Below are 18,652 nucleotides of genomic sequence, written 5' to 3' on the forward strand. Positions count from 1 at the left end.
TCTGATGGCATGTCACACCCCCAAATATATGTCATATTTGCCCTGACCGCAACCCCGGTTCCGCTCACAAGGATAGATGTATTACTTATTAGATACCCATATATAACCTTATATATTACCATTTTTTTCGCATTACACGTACTGCTCTCACAAAAAAAGCCCCATACCGCGCCGCTTTGGCGATGCAGTATGAGACAATGCAGTTGACTCTATTAACGTATAGTTTCAGTGTGACAAATTAATTTACTAACCTTTCACGATATCTCTAAAATTTAGAAATCAGCTATGACAGCTATTTCCCCTTTGTTGTTTTGAACGTCTCCGATATACGCCGTGCCGGATTCAAATGACTGTGATGACGACCGTAGGCAAAGTAGATGATTAAACCAATAATTAACCACCCGAAGAACGTAATCCAGGTCAGAGCTGCAAGACGTGTCATGAGATACATACAACCAACAGCACTCAGAATAGGAATCAATGGGACGAAAGGTACGCGGAATCCCCTTTTCAGTTCCGGGTTGTTTTTACGCAATACGATAATTCCCAGACTTACAACCGCGAAAGCAAACAGTGTTCCGATGTTGGTCAACTCTGCCAGATGGCCAAGTGAGATGAATCCCGAGAATAAAGCGACGATGATCCCAGCAACCCAAGTCCCCGTAGCAGGTGTTTGGCTTTTGCCACTGACTTTGGAAAATACCGGAGACAATAGTCCGTCCCGTGACATGGAATAAAGTAAACGCGTCTGACCATACATCATAACAAGTAATACCGTAGTAATTCCCGTAATCGCTCCAAGCGAAACAATCCAGGACAATCCTTTCAACTGCACAAATTCAAAGGCAAAGGCAACCGGATCACTCACATTCAGCATGTGATAAGGTACAATCCCTGTCAGGATCAACGATACAACGATGTAAAGCACGGTACAGATCGCAAGAGATGCAATAATACCGATTGGCAAGTCCCGTTGAGGACGTTTCACCTCTTCCGCAGCAGTAGAGACCGCATCGAAACCAATGTAAGCGAAAAATACCGTTGCCGCCCCTGCGGTTACTCCTGAAATACCAAACGGAAGGAACGGTTGCCAATTATCCGGCTGCACATAGAACACACCCACACCGATAAAGATCAGCACCACGATAATTTTAATCGCTACCATGATTCCGTTGGCACGAGCAGCCTCTTTCACCCCTCGGGTGAGCAGGAATGTAATGATTAACGTAATCACCGCTGCGGTGATATCAAAATAGGTTCCTTTTTCAGGACTAAATGCACTAGTGAGCGCATGGGGTAATTGCAACCCGAATCCAGACAATAACGTTTGAAAATATCCAGACCAGCCGCTGGCAACAGCCGCACTTGCAAATCCATACTCCAGAATAAGATCCCATCCGAGAATCCAGGCAATGACTTCGCCAAAAGCGGTATAGCTATATGTATACGCACTTCCTGAAGCAGGCACACTGGATGCAAACTCCGAGTAACACAATGCAGCGAAAGCGCAGATAATACCTGCCAGCAGAAAAGAAAGTACCAAACCGGGACCTGCATATTTTGCGGCAGCAACACCAGTTAATACAAAGATACCCGTACCGATGATCGCACCTACCCCGAGGGTCATCAGATCAAGCGGACCCAGAACCCTCTTCAACATGTTGCTTTCGTTATCTCCGGTGGCAATCGGTTTTTTTCTAAATAGGGAAGATCGATTCTGGTTTTGGTTCATACACAGTTTCCTCTCGTATTGAAAATGATGAAAGTGTCTCTTTACTTCAAATATTTTGTTTGAGTCATCTGTTCTATGAAAAAGTCCTTTGTTCTATCTTACCGATCAACTACAAAAATCTATCGATTTCTACACTTTGTCGCGTTGCTTTGTTAAATTTATTTTTGGGTGAAGGTATATTTTGTGCGTTCTCGACGAAATTTATCATGATCTGTTGGACAGGGGAGAATATGAAAATCGATTTAAAAGAAAACTGCGTATAATTTATATTATGCGCAGTTTTTTAACAGCTTTTTCCTTTACCAAAACATCATAAACTTGTTGTTACATGCAACTGTGCAATACAGTGCCTTTTCGCCTCTTTTTGCGGTTTATCGCTTGCTCCCCTGTCATGACGTACCATGAACAGGTACGCCAAAGAGCCGCATATTCCTATGCGGCCCATCACTTGTAACGCCATTAGATCTATAAGCCAGATAAGAACATCCACTCTATTCATTCCGGAAGAGAATCACTCTTTCACTCACACGGATCATCTAACTTATGAAAATACAATTCGCTCTGCATCCGACATCTGATATTGAGATAGCAGATATTCCTTGCTGTCTAAAGCCTTCCGCCGAACCTCGTTCAGATCGACATGCAGCAGCTTGCCTTCGCGCTTCACCGGCCGACCTGCTACAAACACGGTATCCACATTGGATGGATTGGCAAATTGAACGATGGCTCCAACCGGATCATGCACCGGGAACAAGTTAAGATCGGTGGTTCGGATCATAATCAGATCTGCTTCTTTACCTGGCGTAAGTGTACCGATCTTCCGCTCAAGTCCCAGAGCCTTCGCCCCAGCAGAAGTTGCAAATCTTAGAACTTGACTGGATTGAAGATTAAGCTCGCCAGGCATTTCACCCTGCAGCAAAAGTTGTTCATTTTCACGGGAACGTTCAGCTTGAAGTGCAAATTTCATCTGGGAGAACATATCCCCACCCGTCGATGTTACAACATCGACTCCGAGCGTTGGAGTTCCTCCATTTTCAAGGAAGTACCCCGTTGCCGGATACCCATGCCCCATCATCATCTCTACTTCTGGTGTGACGGACAGTGAGGCGCCGCTATCGGCCAACATTTTATACTCATCCGTATCCATCGTATTTCCGTGTACGACGTTCAGACCTGGGCTCAGTAAACCAGCCTCATACATTTTACTTATCGAACGATCTACGGATCCCCAGCTTCCAAAGCCAACATGCATTGAACATATCGCATCAAGCTCTTGAGCAAGCTGAATTTCCTTCACTGTGGTATCCCAATGGCTGAACTCCGGACCACGAATTGCAAGGCCGAACGTGAGAAGCTGATCCCGTGAAGAAAAATACTGTTCCTTGACTCTTCTCACATCATTCGAATACGTCAGCTTGCTCTCTCTGTTCCAGTAGGGCGTCTCACCCGGTAGACCATAAGCGAACACCGACCGAATACCCGCATCCTGAAGTCCGCGAATCAGTTCATCCGTATGCTCCGGGGAATACGGCATACTCCAGTCAAGCACCGTGGTCACTCCTGCATTAAGCGCTTCCAAAGAACCGAGCAAATTGGCGATATAGCTGTCTTGTGGCCGGAGTTTACTTCCCATCGCTCCATAGTAGAGATTCTGCAGATAGACCGGAAGTGACCAGTTGGTTCCCGCTGTTTTTACAAGTGATTCCCATACATGCCGGTGCGTATCTACAAGTCCAGGGAGTATGATCATCTCCGATGCATCTATTACTTCCGCTTCAATACAACTCAGGTCGGGCCGGATAGCAGTTATAAGAGAATCCTCAATAAGAACGTCCGCCCGTTTATACTGACCCACCGACGAATCCATAGACAATACACAACCATTTTTCAGTAGATAACTTGTCCCCACAAGACACATCTCCAATCATTGTTTTTTGTTGAATATACGCTTGAATCCCGGATGTTAATCTCTGATGATGAAATGACTAGCTGAAATATTTTAAGTATATAACTATTATATAGAAGAGGATGGAAACATTCAATTTTGATTACAAAAAACCATTGAACATTTCCCGGTTGTCGAAAAGTACCGCAAATCACTCTGTGCATACTCCTTACTCTCATACACTTTACTCTTGCTGCTGATCATTCTTCTGTTTTGCCCTAAATCTTCTAACCTTCATCAGATTACCACACATCTTGTCATCACAATACTTCTGGGTTCTGCTGCGCGTATCGTCATAGAACATCCAGCGACAATCCGCATTGTCACAGATACGAATCCTTCCCCCATCCCCTTCAACTACAGTGATGGCAAAATCGGCTGCAACCTCCGCCATGACCTGCTGCCATTGATTTCCTACAGGGATAAGCGAAAGATTCAGTCCCTCATCTCCAGCGTTCAGTCTTCTTATTACCTGACCTTCCTTCATCATGGCGTTTAGCCATTCCAGGTCTTGGTTCGATAATGCATTTCCGCCAGATAAACGAGTTGCAAGAGCCTGCAATTCATTTCTGAAGTTCCTCAGTGCTCCCTCCTCTTCAGAAGAAGCAGGTACAGATGCATTCAGTTGCCATTGTTTGAGAAATCCTTGCTGCCATTCGGTTTTGCCAAGCCTGTCCTCTGAACGATCCCCACCACGCCAGTCATGGTAATCACTGTTCACAAAATCAGTCCATAGTCTATCCATACGTACCTCCGCTAAAATGTAACTACCTAGATTCAAAAAGATAGTTACAAACATTCATGTTTGGGTTATATTAATTGTAACCACATTTAAGCACTTTAGCTAGTTACCATGAATTCATTTTAGGGAGGAAAAATCAATGACTACAACAGCAACAGAACTATTGCTCATTCAGAAAGATGATACCTGGGATCAATGTAACTGGATTGTACCTTTATCCAAGGCACTCGAAGGACTGACTGCTGAACAAGCAGCCTGGGTTCCATCAGCCGGTGGATTAAGTATCTGGCAGTTGGTTAACCATATGTATTACTATAATCATCGCTTGTTGAGTCGTATTCAGGGCACAACACCCTCTGGTGCACCTGCCGAAAACAATGAATCCACCTTCGGAGATCCGGGCGACCCTTCTGATACTGCTGGCTGGAGTGTACTTGTGCAAAATACAACGCAATTAGCCAGACAACTTCGTGATCAGCTCGCTTCATTAGAAGAATCCGATCTTGAAGCCCCGTACATGGATACAGATGAAAAATGGGCACATGAGCTTGCCCGCTGGGTACTCCACGATGCGTATCATGCAGGACAGATTGTATTATTACGCAGACAACAAGGAAGCTGGAATATCATATTCTAAAAAAACACTTGAACTGCTAGCGCTTACAGGAATAAGATGGACTTATTAATGTTACAGCTTGTTCAATACACAATATAATTGAATAGGATCTTCGGGGTAGGGTGCAATTCCCAACCGGCGGTGATGTTCTTCGGAACCAGCCCGCGACTCGCTGTTTGACCCGATGTAGGGATTCAGCGACTGACTTGGTGTGACTCCAAGGCCGACGGTAAAGTCCGGATGAGAGAAGATCAACACATTGACATGCCGTTACGGAAAGGCTTATTTTCGTACGGCATGTCAATGATTGAGCCCCCGTTTATTTGGTGTATACCAAAACGGGGGCTTTTGTCGATTTTGCCAACTGAAGATTCCGTGTTCTGACGAAGGAGTCCTGAATATGGAAAAGACACAACCTGCATCAACAGTTTACCGCAAGGAACGAAGTAATACCGGATTCTGGCTCGTCGTGCTCGGCGCCGCCCTTTGGGGTGTAGATCCACTGTTCCGTATTATTTTGCTCAAAACGATGACCTCCACGCAGATTGTACTGGTGGAACATATTATTGTCAGCCTTGTGGCGATTCCCGTGTTATGGAAGTTCCGGGCCGATCTGAAAAACCTGCGTGCTCGCCACTGGATTGCCGTGATATTTATCTCCTGGGGAGGATCTGCTCTCGCCACGGTATTGTTCACCCTGGCACTTACGCATAACGATCCCAACACCGTTTTGTTATTGCAAAAGATGCAGCCGCTATTTGCGATTGTTCTGGCTAAGCTGCTGCTGAAAGAAACATTGCCTCGCCGCTTCGGTGGACTGTTTATCATTGCACTTGCAGGAACATACCTGCTCACGTTTGGATTTACCCTTCCCCTTGGCAACTGGGACAATTGGGTTCATGCAGGTAGCCTGTTATCACTGGGTGCAGCTGCATTGTGGGGCGGTTCAACAGTTATGGGGCGGCTGATGCTGGGGCAAACCCGTTATGAAACGGTCACCTCTCTGCGCTTTGTCGTAGCCTTGCCACTGCTGATCTTTATGACGTGGAACGAAGGTGCTGCCTGGACATTCCCTTCCGCTACAGGTGAACAGGCGGCTGTAGCACTTAATATTCTGGGTCAGGCATTACTGCCAGGGTTACTGAGTCTTCTGTTATATTACAAAGGGCTCTCCTCCACCAAGGCCTCAGTCGCAACGCTCGCAGAACTGAGCTTCCCGATGGCCGGTGTACTGGTAAACTGGATTGCATTCCGCACATTAATTACATGGGAGCAACTGGTGGGCTTCATCCTCATCTGGATTGCCCTATTCGCCATCTCCAAACAGCAAGAACGATCAGCGACTCCGGCTGACGGTGCACCAAAGCTCCGTACGGATTGAATTTTATATAAAAGCAAATCAATTAAGGCACTGGACATCCTTTGAGATGTTCAGTGCCTTTTGTCTTTTCGCTATTCCGGTGGTACGATGACTTATGGAATAGTAGATTAAGTCAATTTAGAGAGGAAAGATCATCATGTCTTCGTCTTCATCATTTTCGTATACATCTTACGATGCTATAGGTTTGGCTGAATTGGTTCGCGCACGGGAGATATCTCCTGTCGAATTGCTGGAAGCGGCGTATGCACGCCTGGAAGAAGTGAACCCGCAGCTCAATGCAGTCATTCGTACATATGAAACACGTGCACGTCAGGAAGCGAGTATAGTTCGCCCGGGAGAGCAGCCCTTTGCCGGCGTGCCCTTGTTATTGAAAGATATCTCTCAATCCCTGGAAGGTGAAATTCTCACCTCGGGTTCTCGTCTTCTCAGTGAGCATCGGGCACAGCGGAATTCTAATTTCGTTTCCCGTCTGCGCGATGCAGGCTTCATTATCATCGGACATACCAATACACCGGAATTTGGCCTGAAAAATATTACTGAGCCCCGTCTTCACGGTCCAAGTCGAAATCCATGGAATATTAATCATTCGCCAGGTGGTTCAAGTGGAGGCGCCGCAGCTGCAGTAGCCTCGGGTATTGTACCCCTTGCGGGAGCCAGTGACGGTGGCGGTTCCATCCGAATCCCTGCTTCATTCAGCGGCTTGTTCGGACTAAAACCTACACGAGGACGGACACCTGTTGGACCAGGAGTTGGTCGTCAGTGGCAGGGTGCTTCGATTGATTTTGCCTTGTCCCGCTCCGTTCGCGACAGTGCTGGTTTACTGGACACACTGCAAGTGATTCAGCCCGAAGCTGCGTTTCATGCTCCCCTCTTTCCAGGCAGCTACTTGGCTGATATGAACTATCCTCATCAACGCAAACTGAAAGTCGCTTACACGACAGCTTCGCCTGTAGGAACACCTGTGAGTAATGAAGCCAAAGAAGCTGTATATAAGACGGTTTGCTGGCTGGAAGAACAAGGTCATGAGGTTGAAGAAAAGCTGAGTCCGGTTAATGGAGTCAAATTGATGGAGAACTATTACATGATGAACAGCGGCGAAATGGCGGCGATGATCTCTTCGATGGAACGTTCTATGGGCAGATCATTAACATCTGATGATATGGAGATCGAGTCCTGGGTTCTGACTGAAGCCGGCAAAAAAGTATCCGCTGCCGAATTCGTACATAGTCTGGCTGAATGGGATGTTGCCGCAGCTCAGATGTCCACATTGTTTGAACGCTATGATTTTTATGTCACACCTGTCAATGCTTTTCCGGCACCCAAAATCGGCGAATTGACACCTCATGATGAACAAATTCAGCATCTGATGCGTATTAGCGATTTGGACAAGATCCAGCAGCAGCAGTTGATTTATGAGATGTTTGAACCAAGTCTTACCTACACTCCGTTCACTCAGCTCGCGAATCTGACGGGTCAACCCGCCATGAGTGTTCCTGTGCATCTGACTCCTGAAGGCCTGCCCATGGGTGTACAGATTATGGCAACCAAAGGCCGTGAAGACTGGTTGCTTCATCTGGCTGGTCAGCTGGAAACATCCGAACTATGGGTCGGCATGAAGGGTAATCCACTGTTTCCAGCATAAACGCTGAATACAACCTGTATCATTTTCAATGTGAGCCTTATGTTTGCCAATGTGCATGAAAGCCATGTCAGCTCCGCATACTGAAAGCAAAAACTGCGGAGGAATGTGACGAATGAATATGAATACAACGGAACGCCATAAACAGTCTGTTCGTATCCCGGCCAAAACGGGTTATGCCGTCAAGGTAAATAAAGGTTCATTAATTCGTGTGACCGATTTGGAGGGTCAGCAGGTCGTTGATTTTGTTGCATATGATGCTCAAAATGCCAATAATCGATTAGACCCAGGTGTAACGATGGACGTACTGCGGTCCTACCGGATCAAACCAGGACAGTCCGTGTATTCCAATCAATATCAGCCGTTGCTTAAGATCGTTCGTGACACGGTTGGTGTTCATGATTTTTTTAACTCCGCCTGTCGTCCGGAAATGTATGAAGTATTATATGACAAAAAGGATCATGCCAGCTGCTATCATAACCTAAATCAGGCTCTTGAACCGTTCGGGATCTTGCCACCGGATCAGCATTATCCATTTAATCTGTTTATGAAATCGGTTGTAGATGATCTGGGCAAGATTGATGTCGTAGCTCCTGATTCGCGTGCTGGTGATTATGTGGAGATGGAGGCATTGACCGATCTGGTTGTCGGTTTATCCGCCTGCCCATGTGAAGAAAGCTCATGCAACGGATATCATTGTACAGCCATTCAGCTGGATGTAGAGTCCTTATTAGATTAAGCGACGCACAGCTTGTTCTAATTTGCTCCAGACGGGAATACGATGACTTGTACCCATATGTGTGTGACTTACCGGTACAATTCGTCGAACCCGTTAAGGAGTGAACGCGTATATGTCTGTACTGTTTAGTTATATTATTCTGGGAATCTCACTATCCGCTCCAATTGGTCCGATCAATGCCGCTCAGTTGGATCGCGGAGCCCGCCACGGATTTATGCATGCCTGGATTCTGGGACTGGGAGCCATGTTTGCCGATTTGGTGTACATGCTTCTGATCTACTTTGGAGTTGCCCATTTTCTGGACACACCTTTCATGCGCTCTTTTCTTTGGTCTTTTGGCAGTTTTATTCTGGTGTATACCGGTGTGGAAACACTTTCCAAGTTAAAAGACGGTATCCAAACCTCTTCTACAGCAGAAGCGAGGGTTGGGAAATCTTTTGTCTCTGGCTTTCTCATGGCCCTGTCCAATCCCCTGAATATTTTATTCTGGCTCGGCATTTACGGCTCTATCCTTGCTACAACCGTGAAGCATACCGACACCGCTCATCTGCTACTATACAGTTCTGGTATTTTCATAGGAATCCTTGTCTGGGATGTCATCATGGCTGGCATGGCTAGTCGATTTCATAAACGCAGCAACGAAACCGTTTTGCGCTGGATCTCCATTATCTCAGGGATCTGTCTGATCGGATTTGGCCTGTACTTCGGTTTTGAAGCAGTACGATCTATCTTTTTCTGACATAAAAACTACACTGGACAGTCACCCAACGCCATCCGCATTAATACGTTAACGGTATCATGTGGAATGGAGTTGGGGAATCCATGGCAGAGCTGTACAGTGCCGATGAAATAAATGCATCATTCAAAGGTCTGCCCGAATGGCAGCAGGACGCTTATTCAAAATTTTCCAATATGATTGCAGATGAGGATAATACGTATCCTTGTGTACCCGGACGGATGGGTTTTCTCTCCGGACATTTGAGATACGGATTCACCAGGGATCCGCGTACACAAGCTTCTGCTGAAGACATGGCGGAATTACTTAGTCAATATGGACCCGTATCCCGGGATACGGGACATTATGCTTCTTTGGTTGTCATTTGCGAGACACCGGATGATTTGAGAAACAACACAACAGTTGAGCAGTATCAGTCCTTGTTCTGGGAGATGCTTAACCGGGTAAGTTCACTGGATACTGCCTCCTGGCCTGAACATATTTCGACCGATCCGCATGAAGCCACATGGGAATTTTGCTTTGGCGGGGAGCCTTACTTTTGTTTCTGTGCCACTCCCGCGCACGAACTTAGAGCCAGTAGGCACTTCCCTTATCTTATGTTTGCTTTTCAACCACGGTGGGTGTTTGAATCGATTAATGACAACACACCTCTTGGGAAGAAAATGAAAACCTTGATTCGTAAGCGTTTGGCTGCCTATGATGCCGTTCCTGCTCATCCTTCGCTCATGTGGTATGGGGAACAGGATAATCTGGAATGGAAACAATATTTCCTGCCCGATGACGAGCAGGCCCCTTCCAAATGTCCTTTTATGCGCATGAAGCAAGCCATTAGTAAATTAACGAAATAGCTGATACGAGACACTAATTCAGGATTTTGATGGCTCAGTAGATGGCGAAGGTTGCGGTTTTCGTACTTTGTTTACAATGTAAGTAATCAAGGCTATCAATACAACAAGACCTATACTTGCCAGCAGACCTCTTCTGCTGGCTTTTTCCATAGCCGTGCCAGCAACTGCTGCAAGTATAAGGACCATGGCGATCCATACTTTGATGCGATTCCAACTTGTTGGCTTCATTTTCTTGATATACGTGATACAAATCAGAAGCCAGGTATACATTAATACCAAGCTGCCTGCGGTTGTTACATATTCGAATAGGCTCTTAGGCATCCATAACGCCATGAGAGTAGAAAGAATTAATCCGGCCGCTGTGCATCCTAATGCATATAGGGGCATGTTCTTTTTTCCCCAAGTCTTCGTAAACATCTTCGGTGCATCTCCGTCTTCACCCAATTTAACCAACATGGACGTAATCGCATAGATTGAAGCGACCATCGTGGAGAACCCGGCGATAATCAAAATTCCATTGAGAATATGAACCACGACCGTAAATCCAATCGATGACATCGCTTTGACGAGAGGACTCTCGTCTGGTGTTAATTTAGCAGCAGGAACCAGAAGAAGGATTAAGGCAATCGCCACAACATACAGCGTACTGACGGTTAATAACATCACTCTGCCTGATTTCACTGCATCTTTAGGTTCTTTCAGCTTGGCTGCCATTAAACCCATGACCTCAATCCCGGCAAAGGCAAAAAAGGCATAAATAAACCCGGTCCACACGCCTTTTATTTTGTGAGGGAACCATTCATTCGTTATTTTCTGCGGCGTAATCTTCACATCTAACCAGCCCAGACAAGCCGCTGCTGCAATCGCGATAAAAGCAACCGTTGCAGCTAACTTGATTACGGCGAGTACATTTTCTGTTTGAGTTAACCCTTTGGCTCCCAATGCGGCGATGAACAATCCAATACATGCGTATACTGCCACAAACACCCACAACGGAAACTTGGGAAACCAAAATTGAGAGAATAATCCGAGAGCAGTTAATGAACTGCCCATGATCAGCATTTCGGAAGACCAATACATCCATCCGCTTCCGAAACCGGCCCATGGGCCGAACGCTTCACCGGCATATGTTCGAAAAGCCCCTTCTTTCGGATCTTCTGCCGTCATCTGAGCTAATGCTCCAAATACAAAATAGGTCCCCGCAGCAGCCAGCACCAAAAGTACAAGCACGGATAAACCGGACCAATGAATAGCCAGACTTGTTCCGAGGAAAAATCCGGTTCCCAGCGTACACCCTGCTCCAAATAAGGAAAGACTAATCCAGCTCAGTTTCTCTTCTTCTTTTTGATGCACATGACTTTTCATATGTATCCTCCTTCATGCGTACCCCATTACGGTTTACATATGATGGAGGTTTTATGTCATTAAGGTAAAAAGAAATGAAACTGACTTAAATAAGTTTACATAATAATGTTTACGTTAACTATACCTATTTCTTGCCTAACAACTGTTGAAGATCATCCATTTCTATCTTGGCTTCCGGTTGGAAGTCCTCACTTTTTACATATTGTGCAAGGCTGTAAAGTAACTGGCGCCCTTCTGTCTGTTTAATCAATTTATCATAATTTAGTGCCCCAACAAGCAGCTTACCTTTTCCAACTTGGCATTCAAACAGCAGCCCTAGCTTATGATTACGTTCAAAATTATCGATGGTTTGAACGAAAGGTTGAACATTCTCTGCTACCTTATCCAAAATAACAGACCGTGAATTCATAACGATATGCCACCAAGGATAAGTGGAATGGGTCTCACTTGGAAAGTGCTTCAATGCAGGGTGTGAGTTATTGATTAGAAGGCCTAGTGTGCCGACGGGAACTTGCTTGTTCATGCTTTCCGAAATGGATCGGAACATCGGATAACACCAGAAATCGGTACAATATGTGCCTTCGACTGAACTGTCGTTATCTTCGAGTGTTGGGAGCAGCAGCACGCTCTCACCTTTTTCAAGTAAGGCAATTACTTCATCGGACAATTCCTTATAAATATAGTCTTGTTCAATAGCTGTCACATCATGATCAGGGTATACCCATAGGTCATATTGTTTCCGAATATCGGTACCTGGAATATGCAGGGATAGAGTGATTGGCGTCATCTTTTTCACATCAGGCAGCTTGAACTTTATTTGACTTATTTCAAACCAAGTTTCTCCAGAGACAAAAGAAATCTCGTCTTTTCCTTGTGCAATCCGCTGATCCGAATCACGCATTTCCCACTCCACAGTCTGACCCCTCAATGAATCTGTTCGGTAGTACCTTAATTGAATATGGGCATTGAAATCTTCACCCGAATTGTAGTTAAATTTCTCGAATCGGGCCAGAAGCACTGCATCGGAGCAATACGTCCTCCACTCCTCGGGAGTAACCACCCCTTTCGAATCCATGAAGGCATCCAAAATACCTACCAGTGCGGTCCCCTGTCCACTAAAATCCTGAAGATCGAGCAATTGAAATCCTGCCAGATGATTGGATCGAAATGCCGCCTCAAGTTCTTCCTTATAGCAGGCTACTGCAAGTTTGCCAGAGCTTTTGAAAAAGGGTTCAGCCAGATGTCCCATTCCTTTGGATTGCAATCGTTCCCGAAACACCTCGAAGTTTTTTGCCTTCAGCGATCCGGTATACTTCTCGATCTCTTCATAATTCGGGTACATGGCATATTGTCCAATTTCATGGGAGATGACGGGTAGATGCGGAATGAGCTGTTCTTCAACAGAAGCGGCTTTCACGGTCTTGGCTTCCGTTCCATATTGAATTTGAATTTCCGACTCTTCTGCTTGAATTCCCTCACTCTCCGAAACTGTTCCAACGGGCAAGATCATGTCGTCGTAGTCCTTCAGAGTACCAGGCACGTCGGTTTGAACATGACCCAACGGAGCATCACACATGGCATAGGAGCCGCGGAAAAGTCTATCTTTGGAAAAACGTACGCCACAGTAAAAATCTTCTTCCTCTAGAATCAGCGGAGTGAACTGAAAATTGTTTGAACCCTGGGTGTACAGATGGCGTGGATCAAATGCTCTGTACGCTTTAATAATGGCATTCAGTCTTTCTTTACTGCCCCAAAGTTCATTACCGAGTGACATCATTACAAAAGAAGGGTGATTCCCAAACGCCTTGAGCATGGCAAAGCCTTCACGAATAAGATAGTCCTGTTCAGCCTGATTGTGCTGTGGGTCGAGTTCATCCGTGATTGTACCCCAGAATGGCAATTCAGGTTCCATATAGATGCCAAGCATATCTGCAGCGGTGAACGCTGCTTCAGGCGGGCAACAGGTATGGAAACGATAATGATTTATACCATATGATTTGGAAATGCTCAGGATTCGCAGCCATTCATCCACATCGGTTGGCGCGTAACCTGTAAGCGGGAAGATTAGACCATCATGTTTTCCACGAAGAAAGGTCTTTCGACCATTGATGGTAAAAGCATCTCCATTAGCTTCAAAATCTCGCAGTCCTGTTATGATTTCGGTTGTATCCAGCACATCGCCATGTTCCCCCAACAGAGTAAGGGTCAGCACATACAGATGTGGATCTGAATCACTCCAGAGCAATGCGTCGTCTCCCATCTTGTAGAGCACATGAACTTCGTCCTGGCTGCATGGATAAGTTTGCTCAATCACCACATGATTTCTGTCTGATGCTATATATCCATGAGTCTCTTTTAAGAGGGGCTTGAAGGTTTGCGCAGTAACGGACAATACAGTACCTGGTATCGATGTGGACAATGTACTTGTGATTCTGAATGTTCGCTCTGTAGCATTGGGATAGATCTGTACCTCACCCAAGTGCACATCGTGGTAAAAATGAAGCTCCAGCTTCCCGGTAATTCCGTTCCAGTTGGTCTGAGTATCGATGGATGTAAGATGTCCGCCTTTCGTCGGATATTCCGTATTATCGACTCGGATGGTGAGGGTGTGTTCTCCCTGCGATAGCCCTTCCGGTAAGCTGTATATATGGGGGGTGTTAAGACTATCCTGTGCTCCAACTTCTTCACCATCGACCCATAACTTGGTTATGCGCGTGCGTTCCAGATACAAACTGCATTTCTTGCCAGCAAGCGTTGAAGGTATATCAATCTCCCTTTTCAGCCACACCCATCCTTCATATGCATATTCATCAGTCAAAGACCCGATGTGAGCCACATCATTCTTTCTTCCTTTGCGTGCATGAGAAGTCGTGTTCGGCAGTGTTATGGTATCGTCAAATGGGCCTTGAGCGCCTTGTTTATGTTCATCCAGTTGAAGCTCCCAGCTTCCCTGCAAGTTCATTTTGGTTAACATGATCTTAGCTCCTCTATACTTTATGTATGCAATCTATTCTTCAGTTTACGTATTTCTATTATATAACTGTAATCTTAGTCCACCCATATAATAAAATTTATGCTGAGTATAACAATATGGAAATAATCAAAAGCTTATCGCTGACAAGTTCGTCTCTATAATGACTTAGAAATTCAAAAAAAGTCGCCTAAAAGGCGACTAGTGCTACTTATTTGAGTAGTTCAATTCTCATACGCTGTTAGATCTGACAGTCCCGGCATGTTTACTGGGTTGTATAGGCCTCTGATTCCTCATACAAATCCGCTGGCAAGGCCTGTATGAAAGGCGACCAATCGCCCGCCATGTACAGATGAAGGCGATGCATAGCTCGCGTACAAGCCGTATAAAGAAGTTTGCGTTCATTGTCGCGGCTATAAGCTCCAGACGAAGCATCATAGACCAAGACTGCATCGAACTCAACACCTTTGGCAAGGTACACAGGAATGACCATTACACCTTTTTCGAAGTTGAACGTTTCCTTTGTAACGAGCTGTAAAGCTTCGCCTCCTTGAATCTGTAACGATTCATAGGCCTTGTGGCTTTCGGCGGCGGTCTTCGTAATAATAGCGATGGAATCAAAGCCCTCAGCTCTTAGTGACGCGATATCTGCGACTATTTGTGCATCCAGCTGCTCTCTGTCGTTGCTTCTCGTCAGCAGGGGCTTTGGGCCTTTTCTTTCAAAGGGTACAATTTCATCTCCGTCTGGAAGCATCGCTCTTGTGAATTCAACGATCTCCTTCGTAGAACGATAACTGCGTACTAGGGAGAAAAGGCTTGTTTCGGCTTCACCGTAGAGACGGACTAGTGGTGAATCAGCTGCGGCCAAATTAGTAGCCTGCGTGAAGATCGCTTGCCCGAAATCGCCGAGCACGGTCATACGGGCTCGGGGAAACAGCTTTTTGAGATATTCATATTGAAATGTTGAATAATCCTGACCTTCATCAACGAAGACATACTTGATTTCCGTGTTTGTCCGGACACCTTCTATCATTTCTTTTACATACAAATAGGGAGTCGCATCTTCATGGAACAACGCGTTTTGGAGCAGGCTTTCCTTGGTTTGACTGCATATCTCAGGCCATAGCGAGGGGATAACCGTAGCATTCGTTTTCTCCCGATAAGTGGCTTCGTCAACAAACAATTCGCCATATATACCTTTGATATCAACAAACGAGAATTTCTTGATACCTTTTCTTAGTGGGCTAAACCGTTCTTTCACGATCTTGCGGCCGAGCAGTTCCTCCTCCTTCTGGGCAAAGTCAAAGTCACCTTCATCTTCTCGACGCTTCTTACTTATTTTCTCACGAATTTGGGCGTACTGTTCCGCGATATCAAATACTTCCTTATCTTTATGCAGTACTTCGAAGATATCCGCATACTGATCGTTGTCGAGATAATTCAATTCTTCCTGTACCCACGATTCTTCACGTTCCATACGTTCCAGGGAAGCCAGCTCTTTCAGCAGCCACTCCTGCAAGAGTACAACGCGATTTAGCAAGGGCAGGGAACGATCATAACCGTAAAATTTGTCTCTCATTTGCTCCGCAGTAATCAAATCACGATTTCGAAACCGAATGCTGTTGAATCGCATGCCTTCCTGCCCCAACCAGTTTCCATAGTTCTGCAAGGCCTGCAAAAAAGCATCAGAAGCTTTATATTCGATTCCCTGAAGCCGCGCCTCATAGCCTGGAGTTTCATGCGCGGTCAGTACATATTCAATCTGATCAAAGACATCCTCCGGACGCAACGAAGAGCCGAGCCAATAGTCGAGAAATTGTTGAAAAGTAGTCTGCTGCATATTATCTTCACCGAGCTCCGGAAGGACAGTGGAAATATAACTGCCAAACATCGGATTCGGTGAGAACAGGACGATCTGATCAGCACTGATCGTCTGGCGGTGTTTGTACAATAAGTACGCCACTCGCTGCAAGGCTGCCGAAGTTTTACCGCTACCGGCTGCTCCTTGTACGATAAGCATTCGGCTTGTGTCATTACGGATAATGGCGTTTTGTTCCTTCTGAATGGTTGCCACGATGCTTTTCATTTGTGAATCCGCACCTTTGCCGAGCACTTGCTGCAACAATTGGTCTCCAATCGTTTCATTTGCATCAAACATATTGCGGATTTCTCCGTTATGGATCTGAAATTGCCGTTTGAGCTCTATTGTGCCATCGATTCTTCCGATCGGCGTCACATAGGACGCTACACCGGGGGAAGAATCGTAGTACATGCTCGCGATCGGTGTACGCCAATCATAGATCAGAAAGCTCAATCCATCTTGGTCGACAAAAGAAGATACGCCGATATAGATCTGATCGGTGTGGGCCAGACCTTTCTCCTGAAAGTCGATGCGGCCAAAATAAGGGGACGGGAGCAAACGTTTCATGTTATTCCATTGCTGCGTCAACCGCATGTGACCACGTTCCCGCTCGGCCAATACCGCGGACTGCTGGTTAATGGTGTAGAAGGTCTCTTCGAAATCTTCGTGGGTGCTAGTGTTGATCGTAACTTCTTCCCAAAAGCGCTTGCGAATTTCCGTAGCCTGGTCATGCATTCCGGCAACCTTTGGCTCCAATTCTGCGATTTTGGCCTGCAGTTTGTTCCTTACAGACTCCAGCCGTTCCTGTTCCAGCTGCCAATCTTTTGTTTGCATCTCTCTAACCACTCCTTTTCCTATTTTTTGGATGAAAAAGAGCATTGACAAATCAAAATTCCAGATGTAAAATTAAAGTAGGGATAAAATAAGTACATACTTTAATTTTGTTTGTCAATGGCGCTAACGATTATATCATAGCGTTATTTTTCGTTCAATTCTTTTTTTCGTTTGCCAAAAGATGGCCTTTGAATTTATCAGGGGGTCATCTTTTTTCGTGTGTATTGGGTTTCCCTCTCCCTCATTCCCTAACCGGACAAATGAAAGCACATAATGACAGGTTCTTGAATCAGTCTTCATCTATTATAAGAATCAAGGAGTGGTTAACCGTATGAACTGGATCGAATCATTACAGCTAGCTATTGCATATATGGAAGAACATTTACTCGAAAATATGACAATGGAGCAAATTGCAGCACAAGCTCATATTTCTCCCTTTCATTTTCAACGTACGTTTGCCTTATTAACTGATGTTACCGTAGCCGAATATATCAGACGAAGACGATTAACATTGGCAGCAAATGAACTTATACAGAGTGATCACAAAATCATTGATCTGGCGCTCAAGTATGGCTATGACACTCCTGAATCTTTCTCCAAAGCTTTTCGGAGGCAGCACGGAATTGCCCCCAGTGAAGCGCGTAAGAACAGTACTTCTATCAAATCGTATAATCGTTTGGTTATTCATTTAAGTCTAAAAGGAGCAGAACCGATGAATCACAGAATTGTTGAACAAGCTGCGTTTACATTAGTAGGGATAAAGCAGGCTTTCTCTTATATTGATGGGGAAAACTTACGAGGCATAGCCAAGATGTGGCAGGATGCGTATACGAGTGGTAAAGAAGATCGTTTATTTGAATTGAATAATGGTGTAATTCAAGGATTATTAGGTGTCTGTGTGGATCAGAACGAGATTCAGGAGAAGCAGATGGAATACTGGATTGCTACGTCGTATGATGGTGAAGTACCTGAAGGATTATCATCCTTTACAATTCCAGCTTCCAAATGGAGTGTCTTTGAAGTCGAAGGTCCAATGCCGGAGAGTATGCAGCGTTTATGGAAGCAGATTATTTCTGAATGGTTCCCTTCCAACCCTTACAAGCATGCGGGTATACCTGAACTTGAAGTATATCCAGGACCTCACCAGCTGCCTCAAATCTGGATACCGATAAAATAAAGAGAATGAGAATTATAGTATCCGTTCTTGCCCTCCATTCGGACAAGAACGGTATCCATCTCCATT

Annotated in this window: 13 protein-coding genes and 1 riboswitch; of the genes, 7 read left to right on the top strand and 6 right to left on the bottom strand. The window is 45.4% G+C overall.

Annotation, left to right across the window (positions count from 1 at the left end):
• Positions 1-292: 292 nt before the first annotated feature.
• From CRO25_RS18735 to CRO25_RS18745, 3 genes are all read right to left on the bottom strand, one after another.
• Positions 293-1,732, bottom strand: coding sequence for an amino acid permease (locus CRO25_RS18735; protein WP_079696019.1), 1,440 nt, complete (start codon positions 1,730-1,732; stop codon positions 293-295).
• 541 nt (positions 1,733-2,273) lie between these two features.
• The gene (locus CRO25_RS18740; RefSeq protein WP_256863684.1) at positions 2,274-3,641 is read right to left on the bottom strand and encodes an amidohydrolase family protein; all 1,368 of its coding nucleotides are present in this window, start codon (positions 3,639-3,641) and stop codon (positions 2,274-2,276) included.
• 220 nt (positions 3,642-3,861) lie between these two features.
• On the bottom strand, positions 3,862-4,422 hold the full coding sequence (locus CRO25_RS18745; RefSeq protein ID WP_079696021.1) for a CGNR zinc finger domain-containing protein: 561 nt from the start codon (positions 4,420-4,422) through the stop codon (positions 3,862-3,864).
• A 136-nt stretch (positions 4,423-4,558) separates the two neighbouring features.
• On the opposite strand from CRO25_RS18745, the gene CRO25_RS18750 reads away from it, so the two are divergent.
• From CRO25_RS18750 to CRO25_RS18775, 6 genes are all read left to right on the top strand, one after another.
• Positions 4,559-5,056 carry a DinB family protein gene (locus CRO25_RS18750; protein WP_079696022.1) on the top strand — a complete coding sequence of 166 codons (498 nt, stop codon included), beginning with the start codon at positions 4,559-4,561 and terminating at the stop codon, positions 5,054-5,056.
• Between the two features lie 83 nt (positions 5,057-5,139).
• Positions 5,140-5,291, top strand: a riboswitch (FMN riboswitch).
• Between the two features lie 144 nt (positions 5,292-5,435).
• The gene (locus CRO25_RS18755) at positions 5,436-6,416 is read left to right on the top strand and encodes a DMT family transporter (RefSeq protein WP_063564970.1); all 981 of its coding nucleotides are present in this window, start codon (positions 5,436-5,438) and stop codon (positions 6,414-6,416) included.
• A gap of 136 nt (positions 6,417-6,552) precedes the next feature.
• On the top strand, positions 6,553-8,058 hold the full coding sequence (locus CRO25_RS18760) for an amidase (protein WP_079696023.1): 1,506 nt from the start codon (positions 6,553-6,555) through the stop codon (positions 8,056-8,058).
• Positions 8,059-8,170: 112 nt separating this feature from the next.
• Positions 8,171-8,794, top strand: coding sequence for an urea carboxylase-associated family protein (locus CRO25_RS18765; RefSeq protein ID WP_256716779.1), 624 nt, complete (start codon positions 8,171-8,173; stop codon positions 8,792-8,794).
• A 112-nt stretch (positions 8,795-8,906) separates the two neighbouring features.
• A complete protein-coding gene (locus CRO25_RS18770) occupies positions 8,907-9,533 on the top strand; it encodes a LysE family transporter (protein WP_063564972.1) in 627 nt (208 codons plus the stop codon).
• 83 nt (positions 9,534-9,616) lie between these two features.
• Entirely contained in the window at positions 9,617-10,378 is a 762-nt protein-coding gene (locus CRO25_RS18775) for a YqcI/YcgG family protein (protein ID WP_079696024.1), read from the top strand.
• A gap of 18 nt (positions 10,379-10,396) precedes the next feature.
• Here the strand turns inward: CRO25_RS18775 and CRO25_RS18780 are convergent, their stop codons facing one another.
• The 3 genes from CRO25_RS18780 to helD all read right to left on the bottom strand — a co-directional run bounded on the left by CRO25_RS18780 (position 10,397) and on the right by helD (position 17,409).
• Positions 10,397-11,743 (bottom strand): amino acid permease, encoded by a 1,347-nt coding sequence (locus tag CRO25_RS18780; RefSeq protein WP_079696025.1) that lies wholly within the window; start codon positions 11,741-11,743, stop codon positions 10,397-10,399.
• Positions 11,744-11,867: 124 nt separating this feature from the next.
• Positions 11,868-14,717 carry a glycoside hydrolase family 2 TIM barrel-domain containing protein gene (locus CRO25_RS18785; protein ID WP_079696026.1) on the bottom strand — a complete coding sequence of 950 codons (2,850 nt, stop codon included), beginning with the start codon at positions 14,715-14,717 and terminating at the stop codon, positions 11,868-11,870.
• Positions 14,718-14,979: 262 nt separating this feature from the next.
• Complete coding sequence (gene helD, locus CRO25_RS18790) at positions 14,980-17,409, bottom strand: RNA polymerase recycling motor HelD (protein ID WP_079696027.1); 2,430 nt, start codon at positions 17,407-17,409, stop codon at positions 14,980-14,982.
• A 331-nt stretch (positions 17,410-17,740) separates the two neighbouring features.
• Between helD and CRO25_RS18795 the strand changes: the two genes are divergently transcribed.
• Positions 17,741-18,586, top strand: a complete 846-nt coding sequence (locus tag CRO25_RS18795; RefSeq protein ID WP_079696028.1) for an AraC family transcriptional regulator — start codon at positions 17,741-17,743, stop codon at positions 18,584-18,586.
• Positions 18,587-18,652: the final 66 nt, after the last annotated feature.

The organism is Paenibacillus sp. RU5M, from assembly GCF_900221055.1.
Taxonomy (GTDB): Bacteria; Bacillota; Bacilli; order Paenibacillales; family Paenibacillaceae; genus Paenibacillus; species Paenibacillus marchantiae.